Genomic DNA, 23166 nt, shown 5'->3' with positions numbered 1-23166 from the left:
GCGGAACGGGCCCACCCGGCGGAAGGCGTCAGCCGAGGTGCGACGGGCCGAACGCCTGGGGCAGCATCTCGTCGAGGGTGCGGAAGCCGTCCGGGGTCTCCAGGATCAGCTCCGGGCCGCCGAACTCGTACAGCAGCTGACGGCACCGGCCGCACGGGACCAGGCTCTCGCCGGCCCCGTCCACGCAGGTGAAGTGGGTCAGCCGGCCGCCGCCCGTGGCGTGCAGCTGGGAGACCAGGCCGCACTCGGCGCACAGCCCGATCCCGTACGAGGCGTTCTCGACGTTGCAGCCGGTGATCGTACGGCCGTCGTCCACGCGGGCGGCGACGCCGACCGGGTAGCCGGAGTACGGGGCGTACGCCCGGGACATGGCGTCCCGGGCCGCGGCCCGCAGGGCCTCCCAGTCGGCCTCGGTGAAGGGCGGGGGCGTCACTTGCCCTGGCCCTTGCGGTAGCGCATGCCGTCCGCCTTCGGCATCCGCAGGCGCTGCGCGGAGAGCGAGAGGACGAGCAGCGTGACGATGTACGGCGTGGCGCTGACGAACTCGGTGGGCACGCTGTCCGTACCGAGGTACCAGACCAGGACGGCGGCCGCGATGACCGCGCTGACGACGCCCTGGACGTAGCTCTTGCGGTAGAGCTTCCACACGGCGAGGCCGGCGAGCACCACGAACAGCAGCAGGAGCAGCGCGTGGACGGACTCGCCGCCGTTGCGCAGCTGGAGCGCGTCGGCGAAGCCGAACAGGCCCGCACCCATGGCGAGTCCGCCGGGGCGCCAGTTGCCGAAGATCATCGCGGCGAGACCGATGTAACCGCGTCCGCCGGTCTGGCCCTCGTTGTAGATGTGCGAGGTGACCAGGGAGAGGAAGGCGCCGCCGAGCCCGGCGAGCCCGCCGGAGACGATCACCGCGACGTACTTGTACGTGTAGACGTTGACGCCCAGCGATTCGGCGGCGACCGGGTTCTCGCCGCAGGAGCGCAGCCGCAGGCCGAACGCGGTCTTCCACAGGACGAAGAAGGTCCCGATGAACAGGACGACGGCCAGGATCGTCAGCAGCGACAGGTTGGTGACGAGGCCGCCGAGGATGCCGGCCAGGTCGGAGACGAAGAACCAGTGGTGCTTCTCGATGGAGTGCAGTCCGTCGGAGAGGCCGGGGATCGTCACCGAGGTGATCTCGTCGGCCGGCGGGGACTGCTTCGGGGAGCCGCCCTTGGCCGCCGCCTCGCCGGTGTTGAACCACAGCTTGGCGAAGTAGGTGGTGAAGCCGAGCGCCAGGATGTTGATCGCGATGCCGGAGATGATGTGGTCGACGCCGAAGGTGATGGTCGCGACCGCGTGCAGCAGGCCGCCGAGCATGCCGCCGATGACACCGGCGAGGACGCCCAGCCAGGGGCTGGTCTGCCAGCCGGCCCAGGCGCCGAAGAAGGTGCCGAGGATCATCATGCCTTCGAGGCCGATGTTGACCACGCCGGCGCGTTCGGACCACAGACCGCCGAGACCGGCGAGGCCGATCGGCACGGCCATGGCGAGCGCGGCGCTGATCTGGCCCGCCGAGGTGACGTCCTGGGCGCCGGTGATGGCGCGCACGGCGGACAGCGCGAGCAGGACGCCCGCGACGATCAGCAGGATGACGGGGAAGGAGAGGCGGGAACGCCCGCTCTTGCCGCCGGAGACCTCGGGGGCCGCCGGGGGCGGGGTGGAAGTCGCCGTGGCGCTCACGCCGACACCTCCTGCTGGTCGGAGTTACGGGCGGCCTGTGCGGCGAGTTCCGCGCCGACCTTGCTCTGCTGGCGCTTGAGTCCGTAGCGGCGGACGACTTCGTACGCGATGACGACGCACAGGACGATGACGCCCTGGATCACGCCGACGATCTCCTTGTCGTACCCCTCGAACTCCAGCTTTCCGGTGCCGCGTTCCAGGAAGCCCCAGAGCAGCGCGCCGAGCGCGATGCCGACGGGGTGGTTGCGGCCGAGGAGGGCGATGGCGATGCCGGTGAAGCCGATGCCGATGGGGAAGTCGCCGCTGAACTCGTGGCTGTCGTTGAGCAGCGTCGGCATGCCGATGAGGCCGGCGACGGCGCCCGAGATGAGCATCGAGGTGATGACCATGCGGCGGACGTTGACACCGCTGGCCTCGGCGGCGGAGCCGGACTGGCCGACGGTGCGCAGGTCGAAGCCGAAGCGGGTGCGGGAGAGCGTGAACCAGTACGCGATGCCGGCCGCGACGGCGACGACGATGAAGCCCCAGACGGGCGTCGGCGTCGTCGGGAACTCGAAGAAGTGCGAGGACTCCGGGAGCGGCTTGGTGGAGATCTTGGTGCCGGCCTCGTCGAGGTGGCCGAGGCGGTTCTGCTGGAGCAGGTAGCCGATGACCGCGGTCGCGATGGAGTTCAGCATGATGGTCGAGACGACCTCGCTGACGCCCCGGGTGACCTTGAGCAGACCGGCGATGCCGGCCCACATGGCGCCGACGATCATCGCGGTGAGGATGATCAGCGGGATCTGCAGGGCGCCGGGCAGGGTCAGCGCGCCGCCGAGCGCGGCGGCGAAGAAGGCGGCGAGGCGGTACTGCCCGTCGACGCCGATGTTGAAGAGGTTCATCCGGAAGCCGACGGCCACCGCGAGACCCGCGAGGTAGTACGTCGTGGCCTTGTTGAGGATGTAGACCTGGCTGTCCGACTTCAGGCCGTAGTCGAACATGATGCCGAAGGCGTTGAACGGCTCCTTGCCGGTGGCGGCGAGCACGAGTGCCGTCACCAGGAAGGCGACCACGATCGCGAGTACGGGGGCCGCGATCCCCAGGAGCAGCCGCTCCTTGTCGATCTTCTTCATCGGTCCTCTCCCCCTTCGCGGGGGTCGGTGTCGTCGTCCGTGGCGGGCGCGGCGGACGCCTCGCCCTCCTCCGGCGCTTCCAGGTGGCCGCTGGCCGCGCCGGTCATCGCCGAGCCCAGCTCCTCGGGGGTGATGGCCGCGGGGTCGGCGTCCGCGACCAGGCGGCCGCGGTACATGACGCGCAGGGTGTCGGAGAGCCCGATCAGCTCGTCCAGGTCGGCGGAGATCAGCAGGACCGCCAGGCCCTCGCTCCGCGCCTCGCGGATCTGGTCCCAGATCTGGGCCTGGGCGCCGACGTCCACGCCCCGGGTGGGGTGCGCGGCGATCAGGAGCTTGGGCGCGTGGCTCATCTCGCGGCCGACGATCAGCTTCTGCTGGTTGCCGCCGGAGAGGGAGGCCGCGGTGACGTCGATACCGGGGGTGCGGACGTCGTAGTCGCGCACGATGCGCTCGGTGTCGGTGCGGGCGGCCTTGATGTCGAGGAAGGCGCCCCGGCTGTTGGGGCGCTCCGTGACGTGGCCGAGGATGCGGTTCTCCCAGAGCGGGGCCTCCAGGAGGAGGCCGTGCCGGTGGCGGTCCTCGGGGATGACGGCCATGCCGCCCTCGCGGCGCTTGCGGGTCGGCGTACGGGAGATGTCCGCGCCGTCCAGCGTGAGGGTGCCCGCGTCCGGGGAGCGCATGCCCATGATCGCGTCGACCAGTTCGGACTGGCCGTTGCCCTCCACGCCGGCGATGCCCAGGACCTCGCCCTTGTGGATGGTGAAGGTGATGCCGTCGAGCACGGCGCGCACGGCGCCGTCCGGGTCCGTCGCGGTGAGCCGCAGGCCGTCCACGGTGAGCATGGGCGTGTCGGTGACCGTGGACTCGCGGGTCTCCGGGGACGGCAGCTCGCTGCCGACCATGAGTTCGGCGAGCTGCTTGGTCGTGGTGTTCCGGGGGTCGGCGGTGCCCACGGTGGTGCCGCGCCGGATGACCGTGATCTCGTCGGCGACCGACAGGACCTCGCCCAGCTTGTGCGAGATGAAGATGACGGTCAGGCCCTCGGCCTTGAGCTCCCGCAGGTTGTCGAAGAGGGCGTCGACCTCCTGGGGCACGAGGACGGCGGTCGGCTCGTCGAGGATCAGGGTGCGGGCGCCCCGGTAGAGGACCTTGAGGATCTCCACGCGCTGGCGGTCGGCGACCCCGAGGTCCTCGACCATGGCGTCCGGGCGGACGCCGAGACCGTAGGCGTCGGAGATCTCCCGGATCTTGGCGCGGGCCCGGTCGCCGATGCCGTAGAGCTTCTCGGAGCCCAGGACCACGTTCTCCAGGACGGTGAGGTAGTCGGCGAGCATGAAGTGCTGGTGCACCATGCCGATGCCGCGGTCGATGGCGTCGCCCGGGTTGGAGAACACGGCCTGTTCGCCGTCCACCGCGATGGTGCCCTCGTCCGGCTTCTGCATGCCGTAAAGGATCTTCATCAGAGTGGACTTGCCGGCGCCGTTCTCGCCGACGAGGGCGTGGACGGTGCCGCGGCGCACGGTGATGTCGATGTCGTGGTTGGCCACGACCCCGGGGAACCGCTTGGTGATACCGCGGAGCTCCACGGCGTTGGGACTGCTGGACGCGTTGATGGCGCACTCTCCTTGGCAGGAGCGGAGGGCGGGGGCGGTGAGGACGGGAAGGCGGTGGACGGCGGATGGGGCGGTGTACGGCTCATGGGGCGTGGGAGGGCGTACGGGGCGCGCCGGAAAACGTATCGCGCCCGACCGGCTCCGGTCCCGACGCTACGCGCGTAGCGTCGCCGAATCGTTGGCCACCCGATCACAGGTGGCCCGCGTCCCGCCGGGGAGTACGTGAATCGGGGCCCAGGCGGGCGGCTCCGGCCGTCCGCCTGGGCCCCGATCAACGGTGGATCAGGTCGTGGTCTTGACCGTGATCGTGCCGTCGACGATCTTCTTCTTCGCCTCGTCGAGCTGGGTCTGGATGTCCTTGAGGTGGTCACCCGTGGGGGTCAGGCTGACGCCGCCCTTGGCCAGCGAGTAGGTCTGGGTGCCGGTGATCGGCTTGCCGTCCTTGACCGACTTGACCAGGTCGAAGACGCCGGCGTCGACGTTCTTGACGACCGAGGTCAGGATCGTGTCCTTGTACTTCGCCAGGGCCGGGTCCTTGGCCTGGTCGGAGTCGACGCCGATGGACCAGGCGCCCTTCTTGCCGGCCACGGCCTCGATCGAACCGGCGCCCGAGCCGCCGGCGGCGGCGAAGATGACGTCGATGCCCTTGTCGAGCATGCCCTTGGCGGCGGCCTTGCCCTTGTCGGGGCTGCCGAAGCCGGAGAGGTCCGAGCCGGTGGACAGGTACTGGATCTGCACCGTGGCCTTCGGCTTGGTGTCCAGGACGCCCTGGCGGAAGCCGGCCGCGAACTTCTTGATCAGCGGGAGGTCCACGCCGCCGATGAAGCCGACCTTGTCGTCCTTGGACTTCAGCGCCGCCGCGACACCGGCGAGGTACGAGCCCTGCTCCTCGGTGAAGACGATGTTGTTGACGTTCTTCGCGTCGGAGACCGAGTCGACCAGGCCGAAGGTGATCTTCGGGTACTTGGGCGCGATCTTGTCGACCGCCTCCTTGTACGCGAAGCCGATCGCGATGACCGGGTTGTAGCCGCCCTCGGCGAGCGACTGGAGGCGCTGGTCGCGGTCGGCCGAGCTCTCACCGGTCTTGGCGGTGAGCTCCTTCGTCTCGGCGCCGAACTCCGCCTTGGCCTTGTCCAGGCCGCGCGCGGCGGAGTCGTTGAACGAGTTGTCGCCACGGCCGCCGACGTCGTAGGCCATGCCGATCTTCATCTTGCCGTCGTCCGAGCCGCTGCTCTCGTCGGACGACTCGCCGCACGCGGTGGCGGTGAGGGCGAGGGCCGCGGTGACGGCGATCGCGGCGCTGATCTTGGATACGCGGCGCAAGGGAAGGCTCCTTCAAACCTGACCGAAGCGCCTCTTCCGGCGCTGGTTTCGCCGCGATCGTAACGCGCGTAGATGTCAGATAAAGCCCTGTACGGAAGCCGTTATCGGATCGTCGCGAACCCGCGGCGACGTGTCCGGTTACGGATGGTTGACGTGGAGCAACGCGGAGGCGGTGAAGAGTTCGACGCCGACCGTGATCGCTTCCTCGTCGGCGTCGAAGTTGCCCCGGTGGAGGTCGAGACCGCGAGTGTCGCCGGGGGTACGGACCCCGAGGCGCGCCATGGCCCCCGGGACGTGCTCCAGGTACCAGGAGAAGTCCTCGCCGCCGAGGCTCTGCTCGGTGTCCTCGATGGCGTACGGCCCCCGGCGCGCGGACATGGCACCGGCGAGGAGGTCGATCGAGGCGGGCTCGTTGACGACGGGCGGGACGCCCCGGATGTAGTTGATCACCGTCTTGGCGCGGTGCATCCCGGCGACCTCGTCGATCGCGGCGTGCACCAGGTCCGGCGCCTCGCGCCACGCCTTGAGGTCCAGGCAGCGGACCGTGCCGGAGAGCTCCGCGTGCTGCGGGATGACGTTGCAGGCGTGGCCGGTCTCCAGCCGCCCCCAGGTCAGGGCGAGCCCGGCCCGCGCGTCGACCCGGCGGGCCAGCAGGGCGGGCACCTCGGTGGCGACCTTGGCGGCGGCGGTGACCAGGTCCGTGGTCAGGTGGGGGCGGGCGGTGTGGCCGCCGGGTCCGTCCAGGGACAGTTCGAGGCGGTCGCAGGCGGAGGTGATCGCGCCGGCCCGGAGCCCGATCCGGCCGACGTCCACCTTCGGGTCGCAGTGGACGCCGATGATCCGGCCGACGCCTTCCAGGACCCCGGACTCGATCGCGTCGGGCGCCCCGCCGGGCAGCACCTCCTCGGCCGGCTGGAAGATCAGCCGCACCGGGTTGGGCAGCAGCCCCTGCCGGTCCAGCTCGGCGAGCACGAGGCCGGCGCCGAGCACGGTGGTGGTGTGGATGTCGTGCCCGCAGGCGTGGGCGCGGTCGGGCACGGTGGAGCGGTACGGCACGCCGTTCTTGGTGTCCGGGATGGGCAGCGCGTCGATGTCGGCCCGGAGGGCGAGCATCGGCCGCGTGTCCTCCCCGCGTGTCCCGACGTCGCACATGAGCCCGGTCCCGGAGGCCAGCACCTTCGGCGCGAGCCCGGCCTGCTCCAGCCGGGCCTTGATCGCCGCGGTGGTGCGGAACTCCTGGTTGCCCAGCTCGGGGTGCATGTGGAGGTCCCTGCGGAAGGCGATCAGCTCGGCGCGCAGGGCGTCGGGCAGGGCGCCGGGCAGGTTCTCGCCCTGGGAGGGACCGGCTTCGGACTCGGGACAGATCAACTGGCTCACCTTTTGAAGGGTAAGCCTGTTCCCTCCTCAACTGACCATGAAACAAGAAAACTTCAGCCACACAGGCGAATGTTTGGCCGCGTCTCGGCGTGTGGGACGCGCGCGGGATGGGTAAACTCCCGCGCTCGCCCCACCCGCCGGGTGATCGTCAGCCGGTCAGCCCCCGGCGCATCGGGAAGAGCCCCAGTCCGATGCACAGGGCCCCGGGCGCCAGCAGGTCCAGGCTGAGGGCCATCATCACGATCCCGGCCGGCACCAGCAGCGGGGACCATCCCGGGACCGCGCCCCGGCGGAAGAACGCGAGCAGGGTGACGAGCGCCAGCAGCCCCAGCCAGAACAGCATCGGCAGCACCGTGTAGACGGCCGGCATCACCCCGGGTACGTCCTGCACCTTCTCGAACATGTCACTCATCGACTGATCGTCCGCCGCGAGGAACCCCACCGCCAGGTCGATCACCGCCTGGACCGCCACCACGGCCGCCCCCAGCACCCCGGCCCCGGCGGCCATCCGGAGGCCGGCGCGCCTGCCCCCGCGTACGCCGTCCGGCGATCTCAGGCCGAGGAGGACGGGGACGAACGCGAGCACGCCGGCCAGGAACAGCACGTGCGCCGCCGTCCACCACGGACCGGGCCCGTAGTCCCCCATGGCCCGCCCGGCCGCCCGCACCAGCCCGTAGCCGGCCATGAGGGCCGGGGCAAGCAGGAACACCCTTGTGTCGAGGACGTTCTGACGTCGCGTCATGTCCATGGTTCGCATGAGTCGATCATCGGCTCGGCGCAACCGTCCGGCTATCGGGGATGACCCTCGGCCGACCCTGATCAGGGTGCGCACACCACTGGGGCCGGGCTCGGGGTCGGCGCCCGTGACGGCCACCGCCCGGTCGGCCGCGGGGCCGGTCGGCACGCTCCTCGCGGGGCGGACTTCCTGTACACGTCACGGAATCACGGCTTACGCCGCGTCGCTGCCATCGAACACGGATGTACGTTCGACATACACATGAGCGGTCTCCGGGGGGAGCCGTGGGACGAGGGGGCTCAGCAGTGCTCGGCACGGTGGAGGAAAGCGTTCAGCCATGCCCGGAGTGCGGGGTGGAGATCCGGACGGACCACAGGTTCGTGGCGTGGTGTGCCGCCTGCGACTGGAATGTGGACCGGGACCTCGTGGCGCGCCGCATCCTGCACGGCGGGTAGTTCCGCCTTCCGGAAACCGCTTCACGCCTCCCCCGTCACCGCCGTAGCCCGCCACGACGCCAGTCGCTGCACGTCGCGCGCGGTCTCGGTGACCCCCGCCAGGAAGCCCTGGGCGCGCGGGGACGCCGTTTCGTGGAGCCATTCCGGGGCGATGTCGCAGACCGCGACCTTCACCTCGGTGCCGGCCAGCGCGAGGGGCAGCGTGTGCACCACGGTGGACGGGAAGCTCAGCACCGTACGGCCGATGGGGCCGCGGCGGGCGATGAGCTCCAGGGGGAGGTCGGGCCGGACGATCTCCAGGCCGGTGGCCGCCTCCAGTGCGTGCAGCTTCTCGGTGCTCTCACGGCGGTGCGCGAAATAGCGGGTGGCGCCGTGCGTACGGGCGAGGGCGGCGACCGCCTCGAGATAGCGGGCCCGGTCCACCACCCCGGTCTCGACCAGCGAGGTGCCGACCAGGTCCGCGCCCTTGGTGAGCGACGGCGGACCGAAGCGGGACCGGGTCCAGGAGAAGGTGTTCGGGATGAGGGTGACGCCCGGCGGCGGGACCACGGGCATGGCGGTGAACAGCTCGACCTCGCGCGCCGCCGACGGCGTGAACCGGCGCCGCGCGGTGGAGGTCACCGGGGCGAGGACCAGCTCGCGCGGGCTGAGGCCGCCGCGCCGGTGCCAGCGCACCAGGCGCTCGCCCCGGGTGAGCTGGGCGACGAACTCCATGGTGGCGGTGCCGTCGTCCACCACGGTGAGGCGGCGGGGACGTACGAGCGTGAGCAGCAGCTGCACGTAGCGCGAGAAGGGGTCGCCGATGACGATGTGGTCGGCGTTGCGGACGAGCCGGGTGAGGGCGCGCAGCGACTTCAGTGGGGTGCCCGAGTCGCCGCGCGCCTCCTGCCAGCGCACGGTCATGCCCTCGTCGCGGGCCAGCTCCGCCATCCGGCGCAGCTGGCCGCGCGACATCGGGTCGACCGGGGGGAGGACGACGACGGTGACGTCCGTGAGGACGCGCCCGCCGCCTCCCTCGGTGACGGCCCACTCCAGGACGTTCAGGAGCTGGACCGGGCTCTCGACGAAGGCGAGGTTCACCGGCCGGCCCGTCAGACCGCGACCGGCTCGGCGGCCGGGGCCGCCGCGTCGCTCTCCGCCACGACGCCCGGGACCCGGCGGAGCTTCTTCATCGGGCCGAGCTCGGACTCGTACACCTTCTTGACACCGTCGCCGAGGGACGCCTCGATGGTGCGGATGTCGCGGACGAGCCGGGTCAGGCCCTGCGGCTCGACGGACGCGGCCTGGTCGGAGCCCCACATGGCACGGTCCAGGGTGATGTGGCGCTCCACGAACGCGGCGCCGAGGGCGACGGCGGCGAGGGTGGTCTGCAGGCCCGTCTCGTGGCCGCTGTAGCCGATCGGGACGTTCGGGTACTCCTGCTGGAGGGTGTGGATGACCCGCAGGTTCAGCTCCTCGGCCTTCGCCGGGTACGTGGAGGTGGCGTGGCAGAGCAGGATGTTGTCGGAGCCCAGCACCTCGACGGCGTGCCGGATCTGGCGCGGGGTCGACATGCCGGTGGAGAGGATCACCGTGCGGCCGGTGGCGCGCAGGGTGCGCAGCAGCTCGTCGTCGGTGAGCGAGGCGGAGGCCACCTTGTGGGCGGGGACGTCGAACTTCTCCAGGAAGGCGACGGCCTCGGTGTCCCACGGGGAGGCGAACCAGTCGATGCCGCGCTCGGCGCAGTGCTCGGAGATCGCCCGGTACTCGTCCTCGCCGAACTCGACGCGGTGGCGGTAGTCGATGTACGTCATGCGGCCCCAGGGGGTGTCGCGCTCGATGTCCCACTGGTCGCGCGGGGTGCAGATCTCCGGGGTGCGCTTCTGGAACTTGACGGCGTCGCAGCCGGCTTCGGCGGCCACGTCGATGAGCGCGAGGGCGTTGTCGAGGTCGCCGTTGTGGTTGATGCCGATCTCGCCGGTGATGTAGACGGGGTTGCCGGGTCCGGCGGTGCGGTTGCCGAGGGTGCGCAGGCGGGAGGTGCTCATGAGGGTGTTCCTTACTCGGTGGGGGCTGCGGTGAGGGTGGGGCCCAGGAGCCAGGCCGCGATCTCGCGGATGGCGCCGGAGCCGCCCGGGGTGGTCGTCACGGCGCGCGCCGCTGCGCGCACCGAGTCGTGGGCGCTCGCGACGGCCACGGGCCAGCCGGCGAGCGCGAAGCAGGGGAGGTCGTTGACGTCGTTGCCGACGTACATGACGCGTTCGGGTGCGAGGGACTGCTCGTCGCACCACTGCTTGAGCGCGAGGTCCTTGCGGTCGACGCCGTGCAGGACGGGCACGCGCAGCTTGTGGGCGCGGGCGGCGACGACGGGGTTCTGTTCGGTGGACAGGATCAGCAGCGGTACGCCCGCCTTGCGGAGGGCGGCGATGCCGAGCCCGTCGCCCCGGTGCACGGCGACGGTCTCGCGGCCGTCGGCGTCGACGAGGACCCGGTCGTCGGTCTGGGTGCCGTCGAAGTCGAGGACCACGGCGTCGATGTCGTCCAGGGTCGGCAGCGGGGCCGGGGCCAGGAGCGGGGCGAGCGCGCGGGCGCGGGCCAGGTCGTGCGGGTCGTCGATCTCCAGGACGCGGGCCGGGTCGGTGCGGACCAGGGCGGTGTGGCCGAAGAAGCGGTGGTGGTGGGCGCGGAAGCCGGCGGCGTCCATCGCGTAGGCGGCGCCCGTCTCCAGGAGGTCCTCGGGGCGGTCCTGGCGGCGCGGGCGGACCCGCTTGTCGTGGTTGACGCCGTAGTTGTGGTCCTCGACCGCGGTGCCGTCGCGCCACAGGAAGCCGTGGAACGGGGCGACGGTGACGGCGGTGTCGGCGCCCTCGCGGGCGACGGCGGCGGCGACCCCGTCGATGTCCTCGCGGGTGACGAAGGGGCTGGTGCACTGGACGAGCAGGACGACGTCGGCGGTACGTCCCCGGAGCGCCTCGTAGGCGTCGAGGGCGTGCAGGACGGCGGCCTCGCTGGTCGCGGTGTCGCCGGCGATCTCCTCGGGGCGCTGTACGCAGTGCAGCCGGCCGCTCTCGCCGAGGGCTTCGGCCGCCGCGCGGGCCGCCTCGGCCACGGCGGGGGCGTCGGTCGTCACCACGACGTCGGTGACCTCGCCGGAGGCCAGGCAGGCGTTGACGGCGCGGGCGACGAGCGGGACGCCGCCGACCCGGGCGAGGTTCTTGGCGGGGACGCCCTTGGAGCCGCCGCGCGCGGGGATGACGGCGAGCACGGTGGGTCGGTTCATCGGTGCTCCGGTGAGTGTGGTGTCGGTGGTGTTCACAGCTCCCCCATCCGCCGGACGACCGGGGCGACGCGCTGGACGCCGTGCCGGTACGCGCCCCGGGCCGCGTCCCGGACCGCCTCGCGCACCGCCGTCCTGACCCGGCCGGCCTCGCGGGGCGCGGCGGCGCCGGGCAGCGGGTGGCCGTCGGGGGCCAGGTGGTGGCGGGCGAGGATGCCCGGGAGGTAGCCGGGGGCGGTGGCGGGCGTGTAGTAGGGCGCCGGGTCGGGAAGGCGGCCCCGGGCCAGCAGGGCGGTGACCCTGGCCCGGGCGGTGTCGTACGCCGTGGGGTAGCTGCCGTCGGCGGCGACGCCCTGGCCGGCCAGCCAGTCCGCGTCGGGTTCCGGGCGCCCGCCGCCGTCGAGGTGGTCGAAGGAGGTGAGCAGCCCGGAGCCGGTGAAGTGGTGGTTGCCGAGGGCTTCGCGCACCCCGAGGTCGGTCAGGACGGCGGTGGGGATGCGGCGGTGCAGGGCTTCCAGGGCGGCCGTGGACGAGACGGTGACGAGGAGGTCGGTACGGTCCAGGACCTCGCCCATGTGCCCGTACACCAGCCGGAAGTTGGGCGGGAGGCCGTCGGGCAGCCGCTCGGCGAGCCGCTGGTACGGGTGCTCCTCGATGTGCGTGGTGTGCTCGCCGGGCTTGGAACGCAGCTTCAGCAGGACCTCGCGGCCGGGGTGCAGCCGGGCGTGCTCGACGAGGCGCCGCAGCAGGTACGTCCGGTCGGCGCGGTTCTCCGGTACGGAGGGCTGGGCGGCGAACACCAGGGTGTCGCGGCCCGGTTCGGGGCGGTACGAGTCGCCGCCGAGGAACGGGAGGGCGGCCTCGGTGACGGCCGAGGCGTCGGCGCCCACTCCTTCGTACACCGCACGGAAACGCTGCGCGTCGTGGCGGGAGTTGGCGAGGACGACGTCCGCGCCGTGGCGCAGCAGGAGCCCGTCGGTGAGCTTCTCGTAGACGACGCCGACGTAGCCGGTGACGAGGACGGGCCTCGTGGGCAGCCGGAGCGCGGCGATGCCGTGCAGCATGGCCTGGACCGCGCCGCCGACGAGGGCGAGGACGACGATGTCGTACCCCTCGTCCCGTACGGCGTGCAGGAATTCGACGGCGGTGACCTCGCGCACCCGGTCGGCGGGGATCCCCACGTCGCCGACCTCGGCGAGCTGGCGGGGGGTCGGGGTCGCCCGGCCGCGCAGCAGCAGCCCGCTGATCTCCACCCGCTGGGCGGGCACCCCGGACACGGAGGCGGTGAGGCGGTGCGCGGTGAGCGCGCCCCATTTCCACCGGGTGTCGGAGTCGGCGATCACGGCGGCCCTGAGGGCGGTCGTCTTTTCGGTACGTCGTGGCACGTCTCCGAATTTAGGAAGGCATTCGGATTGGCGGCCCAACGTGACGGCAACAGCGGGTTAACAGCCCGCCGACACCGGGAGAATCAGCTGATGGAAAAGGCGTTCCGGGGCGGGGAAACGGGCCGGTTCATTGTCCCGACATTCTTCGTTCACCTGGTGTACCCGTCGGGGCAAGGGTAAATGCCGGACCGGCGCCTAGCGTGGTCCGCGTGGTCAAGCTCTCCGTCATCGTGCCGTTCTACAACGTTCGGGCCTACGCCCCCGACACCCTGAGAAGTCTGCGGGCCAATGCCCGCGACGGTGTCGAATTCATTCTCGTCGACGACTGTTCGACCGACGGGACGCTGGACATCCTCCGGCGCGCCGAGCGCGAGCTCCCGGGCGCCGTCCTGGTCCCGCACGAGCGGAACGGGGGCCTGGCCACCGCGCGCAACACGGGAATCGACGCGGCGCGCGGCGCATACCTCACGTTCCTGGACGGCGACGACTGGGCCGCGCCCGGGCACTACGAGCGGCTGCTCGCCGCGATCACGGCCCTGGGCTGCGACTTCGTCCGTACGGACCATGTGCAGTTCACCGACCGGGTGCGTACGGTCCACCGCGTCCCGTTCGGGCTGCGGAACACCGTGGTCAGCCCGCGCGAGGTGATCCTGCCGGCCGACCGGTCGACGCCCGTGGACTACGCGTACGCCTGGGCCGGGGCCTATCACCGCAGGCTCGCGGATTCGGGGCTGCTGCGGTTCCGGGACGGGCTGCGCACGGCGGAGGACCGGCCGTGGATCTGGCGGCTGCACCGGGAGGCGGAGTCGTTCGCGGCGGTCGGGCTGCCCGGGATCTTCTACCGGCGCGGGGTCGCCTCCTCGCTGACCCAGATCGGCGATGTGCGCCAGCTGGACTTCATCCGCGCGTTCGACCAGGTGCTGGAGGAAACGGCCCGGGATCCGGAGGCGGACCGGCTGATGCCGAAGGCCGTGCGTACGTACTGCGCGGTCATGGCGCACCATTTGGAATCCATCGAAAGGTTCGAACCAGCAGTGGCCAGGAAATTGCGCTCGATGAGTGCGGCTTCGCTGCGGCGCATGCCCCAGGACATTCTCGCGGAAACGCTGAATTCGCTGGGTGAGCGCCGTGCGGACCGGCTGCGCCGGGTGCGCCGCCGCTCCGTATCGCGGGAGGTCGCGGCCTGATGCCCGGCAGCACGGACACCGCGCCGGCCGGCCGGTCCACCATCCAGATCTTCTCGGCGTGCACGCAGTACGCCGCCGCCACGCTCGTCGCGGCCCTGCGCTCCGGCATGTTCGGGCCGCGCTCCGAGCACCGGCGCGTCCTCGTCGTGAGCGACACCTCGCCCGCCCCGGAGCTGGGTACCCCGCTGCACCACCGCCCCGGATTCGGGGCGCTGGCTGCCGAGTTCGACGCGGTGCGGTCCTGGAACGACTTCATCAGCCCCTTCCACCCGGGCGGCTGGTCGCCCCGGGAACAGGACGCCCCGCTGTGGGAGCGGGCCGTGCGCGCGGCCTGGGACCTCGGCGACGGGCCGGTCGAGCTCGCCTGCGAGTCCATCCAGGCCAACCCGGCGCAGGCCCTGGCGACGGTCTTCGGGGACAGCCCGCTGCACGTGTACGCGGACGGGCTGATGAGCTACGGACCGACCCGCAGCCGGCTCGACCAGTTGGTCGGCACCCGCATCCGCCGGCTCCTCCACCTGGACCTGGTGCCGGGCCTGAAGCCGCTGCTGCTCACGGAGTTCGGGGTGGAGCCGGAGGTCGTCCCGACCGACGCGTTCCTCAAGGTGCTGGGCGAGCTGGCCGATCCGGTCGCCGCTCCCGTCGTCCCCGGAGACGGACCGGCGCCTGCCCTCCTGCTCGGCCAGTACCTCTCCACGCTGGGCATCCTGACGCCCCGCCAGGAGGAGGAGCTGCACGCGGGGATGGTGCGCGGCGCGGTCGCCCTCGGCCACACCCGTATCGTCTTCAAACCGCACCCCAGCGCGCCCGCGCACTGGACGCGCGCCCTGGAGGAGGAGGCGGTACGGCTCGGCGCCACGCTCACCGTGGCGGACAGCCCGGTCCTGGCCGAGACGCTGTTCGAGTCGATGCGCCCCGCCCTCGTCGTCGGCTGCTTCTCCACCGCGCTGCTGACGGCCGCCTCGTTCTACGGACTGCCGGTCGCCCGCCTGGGCACAGGCCCGCTGCTGCAACAGCTCAGCCCGTACCAGAACAGCAACCGCATCCCCGTGACCATCGTGGACGCGCTGCTCCCCGACCTGGAGGACCCGGGAACGGTGACCGGCTGGTCGATGCCCTCGCCCGACGAGATCGCGCGCGACGCCGCCGGGCTGGTCGGCGCGGTCGGCTACGCGATGCAGCCGCAGCTCCAGGCCCCCCTGCGCCCGGCCGCCGAGCGCTATCTGAGCGGCCACCGGGACAGCGTGCGGCGGTACTTCAAGCGGCGGCGGCTCACCGCGCTCGGGCTGCCCGGGGCCATCCCCGCGCAGCTCACGTTCATCCCGCGCAACGCGACGGTCCGCCGCATCGCGCGCCGGGCCCGCACGCTGAAGAGGGCTGCGGCCGGCTGAGCCATGAGGAAACTCCCGATACTCCGGTCGCCGCGCGGCCGTGCCGCCGCCCTGGCCGCCGTGCTCGCCGCCCTCACCGTCTGCGCCGGGGACGCGGTGGCCCGCGGCTACCCCTTCGGCCCGCACACCCGCAGCGTCAACGACCTGGGCAACCAGTTCGTCCCGTTCCACGCCCGCCTCTGGGACCTGCTGCACGGCCGCGCCGACGGCGGTCTGCTGCTGAACTGGCAGTCCGGCTTCGGCACGGGCTTCCTGCCCGACTTCGGTACGTATCTGAGCAGCCCGTTCGCCCTGCTCGTCGGGGTCTTCCCCCGGGACCGCATCGACCTGGCCGTGTACGCGGTGACGCTGGTCAAGACCGGGGCGGCGGCGGCCGCGATGACCTGGCTGCTGACCGCGTTGCGGCGGGGGCGGGGCCGGGAGTGGGCGGCCGTGGTGCTCGGGGCCTCGTACGCGCTGTGCGGGTGGTCGGTGATCGAGGCCGTGTACAACCCGATGTGGCTGGACGGGCTGATCGCGTTCCCGCTGCTGTGCCTGGCCGCCGAGTGGGCCCGCACGGGCCGTCGGCCGGTCCTGGGCACGCTGCTGGTGACGCTCGCCTGGGTGTCGAACTTCTACACCGCGTACATGGCGACGCTCGGTGCGGCGCTGGTGCTGGTGGTGCGGCTGCTGCTGGAGGACGGGACGCGCCGGGAGCGGGTACGGGGGCTGGGGCGGGCGGTGCGCACGGTCCTGCTCGGGGTCGGGCTCGCCGCGCCCGTCCTGGTGCCGGTGTTCCTCGGGACGCGGCACGCCTACCCGGGCTGGACGCGCGCGTTCGCCCCGGCCGCCTGGCCCGATGTCGCGGCCCGGTTGCTGCCGGCCACGTACAGCTTCTTCACGCCTGCGGTGTTCCTGGGCACCGGCTCCCTGCTCCTGGCGGGCGCCCTGGCCTTCCACCGGGCCGTCCCGCGCACCGAACGCCTGGTGTGGGCGGGGCTCGTGGCGGGGGTGGCGCTGTCGTTGCAGTGGGGGCCGACGCATCTGCTGTGGCACGCCTTCGCGACGCCCAACGGCAGCCCGTACCGCCAGACGTTCGTGCTGTCCGGGCTCCTGGTGATCGCCGCCTGGCTGTCGGTCGCCTCCGCCTGGCCGGACCGGCGGGCGCTGCTCGGCGGGGCCGGGGTGCTCGCGCTGATCGCCGCCGGGGCCGCGTCCAGCGCCCTGGTCACCGCGTGGACCTACCCGCTGTTCGCGGCGGGGCTGGTGGCCGTGGCGGGCGCCCTGGTGCTGGCCCGGCGCGGCCGGTACGCCGTGCTGGCGGCGCTGCTGCTGGTCGGGGCGCAGGCCGGGCAGGCCGCCGCGACGACCGCTTACGCCGACCGGCAGCGGCTGGGCGGGCTGGACGACTACGCCCCCTGGGGTGAGCGCCAGCGCCTTCAGGCCGCGGCGGTCGCCGAGGCGGACGGCTGGCCGCGCTACCGGACCGACCCGGGCCTGGAGCAGAGCACGGCGAACGATCCGCTGCTGGTCGGCGGCCAGGGCGGGGCGTACTACAGCAGCCACACCCCGGACGTGCTGACCCGCACCTTCCTCGCCCTGGGCGCCGGGTGGACGTCCAACGGCCGGGCTCTGCACGACCCGGACAGCCCGGTGACGGACGCGGTGTTCTCCGTGGGCGCCCGGGTGCACATGCCACGCGACCCGCACCAGGGCTGGAACCGCCCGGACACCCGCCCGGTCACGGTGACGCGGGCGGAGGTACCGCCGCTGGTGACGGTCCGGGCCGACAACAGACAGGAACGCTACGGGCGTTCACCCTTCCGCAACCAGGAGAAGCTGCTCGGCGCCTCCGTCTACACCGTGCCGGCGACCTCCCTGCGCGCGGCGGACGGGACCGACGCGCCGGACGCGGGCGCCCACGACTACGCGGTGCGGCCCGGCACGTACACCCTCCGTGCGGCGTGCCCGGCGGGCAGCGAGGTGTATCTGTGGGCGCCGGACCTGTTCGGCCGTGCCCGGCTGGGTCCGGGCGAAGAGGCCGATTTTCGTGGAGAGTTGCCCGGGCGCCGGGCCGAGCTGCGGAAGCTGGGCGACGGGGGCGGCGCGCTCGACGTGGCGTTGCGGGTGGCCCGGCCCGGGACCGTGCCGCACGAGGCCGTGGGCTGCCTGGACCGGGACCGGCTGGCCGACGCGGTGGACGGGCTGAAGCGGACGGGGGCCACGCGGGTGACGGTCACCGGGAGCGGTGTACACGCCGAACTCCCGGCGGGGACCCGGGGTCTGGCGGTCCTCGCCGCGCCCCGGATCGCCGGCTGGAGCTGCGGGGGCCGCCCGGCCGACTCGTACCTCGGGCTGGTCGCGGCCCCGGTGAGCGGCGACCGGCCGGTCCTCGACTGCTCGTACCGGCCGCCGGGGCTGAAGGCGGGGAGCCTCGCGGGGGCGGGCGCGCTGCTGGGGCTGGTGGCGGTGGGGGTGATCGGGCGGCGGCGCAGGAGGGCGCCGTAAACCCGCGCACCCGCGACGACACCGAGACTTCATCTGCGCGTGGTGGGAGCGGTCCGGCGCCCGCGCGTACGTTCCCAGCCATGGTCTCCCTTCTGAACAACCGCCTGGCACGGCGCGCCCTGCGCCCCGCCGCCGCTCTGGTCGACCGCCGCATCCAGCAGCGCGTGGAGCGCGCCGCCGAGCCGTTGCGCGGCGAACTCGCCACCCTGCGGCGGGAGTACGAGGAGGAGCGGCGGGGCCGCCACGCCCTGGAGCTGCTGCTCGACGGGACCGGGCGCGGCGCGCACCGGATGCCCCCGCCCCATGAGATCGACCTGCTGGTCCGCGAGGTGGGGGCGCTGGCCGGGAACGGGGCGGCGGCGCGGCGGAGCGTGGTGTCCGCCTACCGCACGGTGGTCGCGCTGGAGGCACTGGGCGTGGGCCGCCTCGCGGGCTCGACGTCCAACGTGTGCGGCAAGCTGGCGACCGTACCGCTGCTGGCCCCGCCGAACGGGCGCATCCTGGAGATCGGCACGCTGTACGGGCTGTTCGCCGCCGCGCTGACCCGGATGACGCACCGGGCGGGGGCCGAGCCGGAGCTGACGATCGTCGACCCGCTGGCCGGTTCCCAGCTCCAGCCGGGCACCTCGCAGCCCGCCGACCCCACGGGCACCCCCGTGCGCGAGGACGTGGTGCGGGCCAACCTGGCGCTGACCGGGGGCGGCACGACGCACCACCCCCGGATCGTCCAGGGCTTCTCCAGCGCGCCGGAGGTGCGGGCGGAGGCGGGCGACCGGACGTACGGGGTGATCGTGGTGGACGGCGACCACTCCATGGCGGGGGTGGCCGCCGACCTGGAATGGGCCGAGGAGATCGTGGCCCCCGGCGGGGTCGTGGTGCTCGACGACTACGGGGACGCGGCGTGGCCGGGCGTCCAGGAGGCCCTGGACAAGCATCTGGCGGACGGCGGCTCGCGGCTGCGGCTGCTGGGGCGCGTGTCGACGTCGGCGTACCTGCGGGCGGAGTGAGCCGCCGTCAGACGCTGCTGAGGGACAGCTTCGCGGCGAAGCCGAGGAACAGCACCCCGGCCGCCGAGGTGGCCCCGGCCGAGAGCCGCCGGCGCCGGCGGAACGCGGCGGACAGCCGGGTGCCGCCGAAGATCAGCGCCGACAGGTAGAGGAAGCTGGCGAGCTGGAGCAGGGTGCCCAGCACCAGGAACGACAGGGCCGGGTAGGCGTATCCGGGGTCCACGAACTGCACGAAGAACGAGATCAGGAAGAGGATCGCCTTCGGGTTGAACAGGCTGACCACCAGCGCCCGCCGGTACGGCCGCTCCATGGCCCCCGGGGCCTGCGCCTCGGCCCGCCTCTCGTCCGTGATCTCGGCGACCCGCCGGTGCCGCTCGCGCCACATCGACCGGGCGGCCCGCAGCATCCCGATCGCCATCCAGGTCAGATAGCCCGCACCGGCGTACTTGACGACGGCGAACAGCACGGGCGTCGTCTGCAGCAACGACGAGGCGCCGAGCGCGGACAACGTCATCAGCACGGTGTCCCCGGTCCACACCCCGGCCGCCGCCACGTATCCGGTCCGCACCCCGCGCCGCGCGGCGACGGACAGCACGTACAGCGAATTCGGCCCCGGCAGCAGAACGATCAGCACGAGGCCGGCGAGATAGGTCGGAAGGTCGGTGACACCCAGCATGGGACGGAGTCTCGCACGCGGCCACGACCGTGCGGAAGCGGGTATTCCGGGGGTATGGGCACGGAAGAGTGCGTTCTCCGTCACAGACACGCGACGGTAGGAGCGGTGCAGGATTCGGCAACCGGGTGGAGCGGGAACCCGTCCCATGAGATACACGGGTTCAGGGGCCGAGGACGCCGGGCCGAGGACGCAGGGGGCTGGGATGATACGCACGGGCAGGACCGGGCGCGGTTACGCGCTCCGAGGGGCCGCTGTCGTGGCCGTGGTGGCGATGGCCGGGGTGACCGCCGGGTGCAAGGAGCAGCCCGCGGCCGGTGCGTCGGCCGCGCCCTCGGCGCCGGCGGGCAGCAGCTCCCCCGCCGACGACGCGAAGCCGGGCGGTTCCGCAAGCCCGTCGGAGAGCGCGGAGCCGGAGCCGAAGGAGCCGGTCGAGGCGTCGCCGAAGCCGACCGCGACCCGCACGACGCCGACGGCCGATCCGCAGGGCAAGGTGCTGATGGCGAGCGGGGCGCGGGGCGAGCAGGTGCGCGAACTCCAGGCGCGGCTGCGGCAGATCGGGCATTTCGACCGCAGCCCCACGGGCTACTACGGGACCGTCACGGTGGCCGCCGTGCAGTCCTTCCAGGGCAAGCGCGGCCTGGCGCGGACCGGGAAGACGGACACCGTCACCTGGCAGAAACTGCTCGGCATGACGCACGAGCCGACGGCCGCCGAGCTGAACCCGCCGGCCACCCGGCCGGTCGCGAAGCCCGACAAGCGGTGTCTGACGGGGCGGGTGCTCTGCATCAGCAAGAACAGCCGCACGCTGTCCTGGATGATCGACGGCAAGGTCGTCTCGTCCATGGACGTGCGGTTCGGCTCGCAGTACACGCCGACCCGCGAGGGCACGTTCTCCGTGTACTGGAAGTCGCGCCACCACGTGTCCTCGATCTACCACACGGCCATGCCGTACGCGATGTTCTTCAGCGGCGGCCAGGCGGTGCACTACTCCTCGGACTTCGCGGCCCGGGGCTACAACGGTGCCTCGCACGGCTGTGTGAACGTCCGGGACGAGGGGAAGATCGCGTCCCTGTTCGCGCAGGTGCGCACCGGCGACAAGGTCGTCGTCTACAAGTGAGGGGCGCGGGCGGGACCGGGGGAACGTGTCCCGCCCGCGCCATGTGCGCCGAGCCGCAGGTACGGGGGGAACCCCGGCTCCGGGCGCTGCCGATGACCAGTCGGCTCATTCCGTACAGCGTCAGCAGGCCGGAAAACGTCACACCGGCCGGTAGCAAAGGTCAGCGTGCCGCCGCGGAGGCGGCCGGCCGGGGGTCCTCCGTGGCGGAGTCCGCCGGGTCCGGACCCGGGGCGACGACCGCCGTGGAGGGGTTGGGCGACTCGGTGAACCGGATGGAGGGGAGCGGCGCGGAGGCGTCGCCGCCCTGCTCGGCGTCGCCCGCGCCGCCGCCGTGCTTGTCCTCCTCGGCGGCGAGCAGCCGGTCGCAGAACCGGTCCAGGTTGCGGGCGCCCTTGGCCAGGGCTTCGAGGCGGGTACGGCGGTCGGCGTCGAGCGTGCCGTCGCGGTAGTCGCGGCACGCCTGGAGGGTCTTGGCGTACCAGGGGCCGGAGGCGTCGCCGCCGGAATGGCCGTTCCCCTTCCCTGGGTCCTCGTTCCCGTGGTCGCGGGAGGCGTCGTCGCCGGAGTCCGTCCCGCCGCCGGTCCGGCTGCCGCCCGTCCGGCCGGCGCCGGCCGTGTCGTCCTTGCCCTTCCGGTCGTCGTGGGACGCGCCGGCGCCGGGGCGCGCGGTGTCCTCGTCGTCGTCGGTGTCGGTACGGCCGCCGGGGGCCGGGGCGTCCGGGGTGGGGGTGCCGGGCGGCGAGGGCGCGGAGGTCTCCTCGTCGGGGAGGACGTCGGTGCCCAGCTCCCCGGGGGACTCGGCGGCCGAGACCGAGGTCGCCGGTGAGGGGGTGTGCCGGCCGAAGGGGGCGGGCAGCATCCCGGACCCGGCGGCCACGGCCACCCCTCCTATGGCGCAGCAGGCCAGGGAGGCGGCGAGACCGAAGCGCAGGGGCCGGCTCCAGCGGAACGGGCGGTCGGCGCGAGGACCGGCCGCCCTGCCTATGTGGACCGGGGGGAGCACCGCCGTCTCGGCGTCGGCGTCGTCGCCGTGCGCGGCAGCGGCCCCGGCGGTGCGGGGGCGGCGGGGGACGGCGCGGAAGGCGGCGAGCGCGGCGGCCTCGCCGGGCAGTTCACCGGTGGCGGGACGGGCGGTGCGGGCGACGGCGTCGAGGGCGGTGGCCAGGCGTTCGGCGTCCTGGCGGGGACGGCCTTCGGCAGGGTCGACCGGTTCGCCGCGGAGCAACTTCTCCGCCGCTTCCTTGTCAAGCCATGCGTACTGCTCGTCGGCCATCACATGTCCTTCTGCGTCCACAGACGCGAATGCGTCACACCGGCGGGAGCCACCAGGCCGGTGCGTGGGGGGCGTTGTACGGATACGGCACCGAGCCCTCCGGTCCGTCCCGGCGCGTCCTCCTCATTCTCCCGGAAGGACGCCGAGACACCGCCGGTGCCCTCCGGCTCTCGCCCGTACCGCCGGCCGCTGTCCGCCGCGCCGGGGACGGGAGCGGGGCCGGGCTGTCCGTCCCCGCCGCCCGGGCGCTGGGCCGCCGTTCCGACCGCGTCCGCCCGGAGGAGTTCGGCGAGCCGCTTCAGCCCCCGGTGGGCGGCGGTGCGCACCGCACCCGGCCGCTTGCCGAGCGTCTGCGCCGCGCTCTTCGCGTCGAGGCCGACCACCACGCGGAGCACCACCGCCTCGGCCTGGTCCTGCGGCAGCTGGGCGATGAGCGACATGGTGCGCCCGGTCGCCAGTGCCTCGATCGCCTCGTCGGCCGTGTCGGAGACGGCCGGCTTGTCGGACAGCTCGGTCTCGTCGCCGCCGATGGCCGGGCGCCTGCCACGCATCCTCAGATGGTCCAGGGCCCGGTTGCGGGCTATGCGCGCCGCCCAGCCCCGGAAGCGGTCGGCGTCCCCGCTGAAACGGTCGAGGTCACGGGCTATCTGAAGCCACGACTCGGACGCCACGTCCTCGGCGTCCGGCTCCCCCACCAGCGTCCTTATGTAGCCAAGCAGCCGCGGCTGCACAGCGCGGTACACAGTACGGAAGGCGTCCTCGTCCCCGCGCTGTGCCGCGAGCACCGCGGCAGTAAGCCCCGCGTCGTCCCCCAGCACTACCTCAACCCTGCCCTGCTGTCCGAATCGCAGCTGGTCACCACTGCCGCGCCACCCTGCGCGACTCAGCACGCTACGTCCTTGGCGTGCACCGCGTCCATGACTTGTACAACCCGCAACATTCCATCACCCCACCCCGGTGTGACAGAAAACGCATCCACGGCGCAGAGATGAGTACGGGGTCGTCCTGCGGCCCCGCGGAAGACGGCCGGGGCCTCTCCTGTGGGGGGTGGC

General features: G+C 72.8%; 19 protein-coding genes. 5 read left to right on the top strand and 14 right to left on the bottom strand.

Annotated elements, in window-relative coordinates; translation table 11 throughout:
* Positions 1–28 precede the first annotated feature (28 nt).
* The 11 genes from ABZ565_RS12075 to ABZ565_RS12025 form a co-directional block, all read right to left on the bottom strand.
* On the bottom strand, positions 29–433 hold the full coding sequence (locus tag ABZ565_RS12075; RefSeq protein ID WP_073964308.1) for a cytidine deaminase: 405 nt from the start codon (positions 431–433) through the stop codon (positions 29–31).
* Positions 430–1719 (bottom strand): ABC transporter permease, encoded by a 1290-nt coding sequence (locus ABZ565_RS12070; protein WP_361023987.1) that lies wholly within the window; start codon positions 1717–1719, stop codon positions 430–432. Before ABZ565_RS12070 ends, ABZ565_RS12075 begins: the two co-directional genes overlap by 4 nt.
* Positions 1716–2831, bottom strand: a complete 1116-nt coding sequence (locus tag ABZ565_RS12065; protein WP_164403058.1) for an ABC transporter permease — start codon at positions 2829–2831, stop codon at positions 1716–1718. The genes ABZ565_RS12070 and ABZ565_RS12065 overlap by 4 nt, the downstream gene beginning before the upstream one ends.
* Positions 2828–4417, bottom strand: a complete 1590-nt coding sequence (locus tag ABZ565_RS12060; protein ID WP_361023982.1) for an ABC transporter ATP-binding protein — start codon at positions 4415–4417, stop codon at positions 2828–2830. Before ABZ565_RS12060 ends, ABZ565_RS12065 begins: the two co-directional genes overlap by 4 nt.
* Before the next feature lie 309 nt (positions 4418–4726).
* Positions 4727–5767 (bottom strand): BMP family ABC transporter substrate-binding protein, encoded by a 1041-nt coding sequence (locus ABZ565_RS12055; RefSeq protein ID WP_361023979.1) that lies wholly within the window; start codon positions 5765–5767, stop codon positions 4727–4729.
* Positions 5768–5905: 138 nt separating this feature from the next.
* Positions 5906–7135 carry an amidohydrolase gene (locus ABZ565_RS12050; RefSeq protein ID WP_361024107.1) on the bottom strand — a complete coding sequence of 410 codons (1230 nt, stop codon included), beginning with the start codon at positions 7133–7135 and terminating at the stop codon, positions 5906–5908.
* Positions 7136–7292: 157 nt separating this feature from the next.
* Positions 7293–7901: a hypothetical protein gene (locus ABZ565_RS12045; RefSeq protein ID WP_361023976.1), complete on the bottom strand. Its 609-nt coding sequence runs from the start codon at positions 7899–7901 to the stop codon at positions 7293–7295.
* A gap of 455 nt (positions 7902–8356) precedes the next feature.
* Positions 8357–9415, bottom strand: a complete 1059-nt coding sequence (locus tag ABZ565_RS12040) for a hypothetical protein (protein WP_361023973.1) — start codon at positions 9413–9415, stop codon at positions 8357–8359.
* 11 nt (positions 9416–9426) lie between these two features.
* Complete coding sequence (locus ABZ565_RS12035; RefSeq protein WP_361023970.1) at positions 9427–10362, bottom strand: N-acetylneuraminate synthase family protein; 936 nt, start codon at positions 10360–10362, stop codon at positions 9427–9429.
* 11 nt (positions 10363–10373) lie between these two features.
* Positions 10374–11594: an acylneuraminate cytidylyltransferase gene (locus tag ABZ565_RS12030; RefSeq protein ID WP_361023967.1), complete on the bottom strand. Its 1221-nt coding sequence runs from the start codon at positions 11592–11594 to the stop codon at positions 10374–10376.
* Between the two features lie 32 nt (positions 11595–11626).
* Entirely contained in the window at positions 11627–12976 is a 1350-nt protein-coding gene (locus ABZ565_RS12025) for a DUF6716 putative glycosyltransferase (RefSeq protein ID WP_361023964.1), read from the bottom strand.
* Between the two features lie 209 nt (positions 12977–13185).
* Here ABZ565_RS12025 and ABZ565_RS12020 point away from each other — a divergent pair, with 209 nt between their 5' ends.
* The 4 genes from ABZ565_RS12020 (at position 13186) to ABZ565_RS12005 (ending at position 19048) form a co-directional block, all read left to right on the top strand.
* Positions 13186–14163, top strand: coding sequence for a glycosyltransferase family 2 protein (locus ABZ565_RS12020; RefSeq protein WP_361023961.1), 978 nt, complete (start codon positions 13186–13188; stop codon positions 14161–14163).
* On the top strand, positions 14163–15554 hold the full coding sequence (locus ABZ565_RS12015; RefSeq protein WP_361023958.1) for a polysialyltransferase family glycosyltransferase: 1392 nt from the start codon (positions 14163–14165) through the stop codon (positions 15552–15554). Before ABZ565_RS12020 ends, ABZ565_RS12015 begins: the two co-directional genes overlap by 1 nt.
* Before the next feature lie 3 nt (positions 15555–15557).
* Positions 15558–18041: a YfhO family protein gene (locus tag ABZ565_RS12010; protein WP_361023955.1), complete on the top strand. Its 2484-nt coding sequence runs from the start codon at positions 15558–15560 to the stop codon at positions 18039–18041.
* 80 nt (positions 18042–18121) lie between these two features.
* Complete coding sequence (locus tag ABZ565_RS12005; protein WP_361023952.1) at positions 18122–19048, top strand: class I SAM-dependent methyltransferase; 927 nt, start codon at positions 18122–18124, stop codon at positions 19046–19048.
* A gap of 7 nt (positions 19049–19055) precedes the next feature.
* On the opposite strand, the gene leuE is transcribed toward ABZ565_RS12005, so the two are convergent.
* Positions 19056–19724, bottom strand: coding sequence for a leucine efflux protein LeuE (gene leuE, locus ABZ565_RS12000; RefSeq protein WP_361023949.1), 669 nt, complete (start codon positions 19722–19724; stop codon positions 19056–19058).
* Between the two features lie 202 nt (positions 19725–19926).
* Here leuE and ABZ565_RS11995 point away from each other — a divergent pair, with 202 nt between their 5' ends.
* Positions 19927–20841: a L,D-transpeptidase family protein gene (locus ABZ565_RS11995; RefSeq protein WP_361023946.1), complete on the top strand. Its 915-nt coding sequence runs from the start codon at positions 19927–19929 to the stop codon at positions 20839–20841.
* Between the two features lie 160 nt (positions 20842–21001).
* On the opposite strand, the gene ABZ565_RS11990 is transcribed toward ABZ565_RS11995, so the two are convergent.
* Both ABZ565_RS11990 and ABZ565_RS11985 read right to left on the bottom strand, forming a co-directional pair.
* A complete protein-coding gene (locus ABZ565_RS11990; protein WP_361023943.1) occupies positions 21002–22114 on the bottom strand; it encodes a hypothetical protein in 1113 nt (370 codons plus the stop codon).
* The gene (locus tag ABZ565_RS11985) at positions 22114–22932 is read right to left on the bottom strand and encodes an RNA polymerase sigma factor (protein WP_361024104.1); all 819 of its coding nucleotides are present in this window, start codon (positions 22930–22932) and stop codon (positions 22114–22116) included. Before ABZ565_RS11985 ends, ABZ565_RS11990 begins: the two co-directional genes overlap by 1 nt.
* Between the last annotated feature and the right edge of the window lie 234 nt (positions 22933–23166).

It is taken from the genome of Streptomyces sp. NPDC016469 (genome assembly GCF_040632905.1).
Lineage (GTDB): Bacteria > Actinomycetota > Actinomycetes > Streptomycetales > Streptomycetaceae > Streptomyces.
The sequence above is the reverse complement of the archived record's forward strand: the minus strand, read 5'-3'. Positions and strand labels throughout refer to the sequence as shown.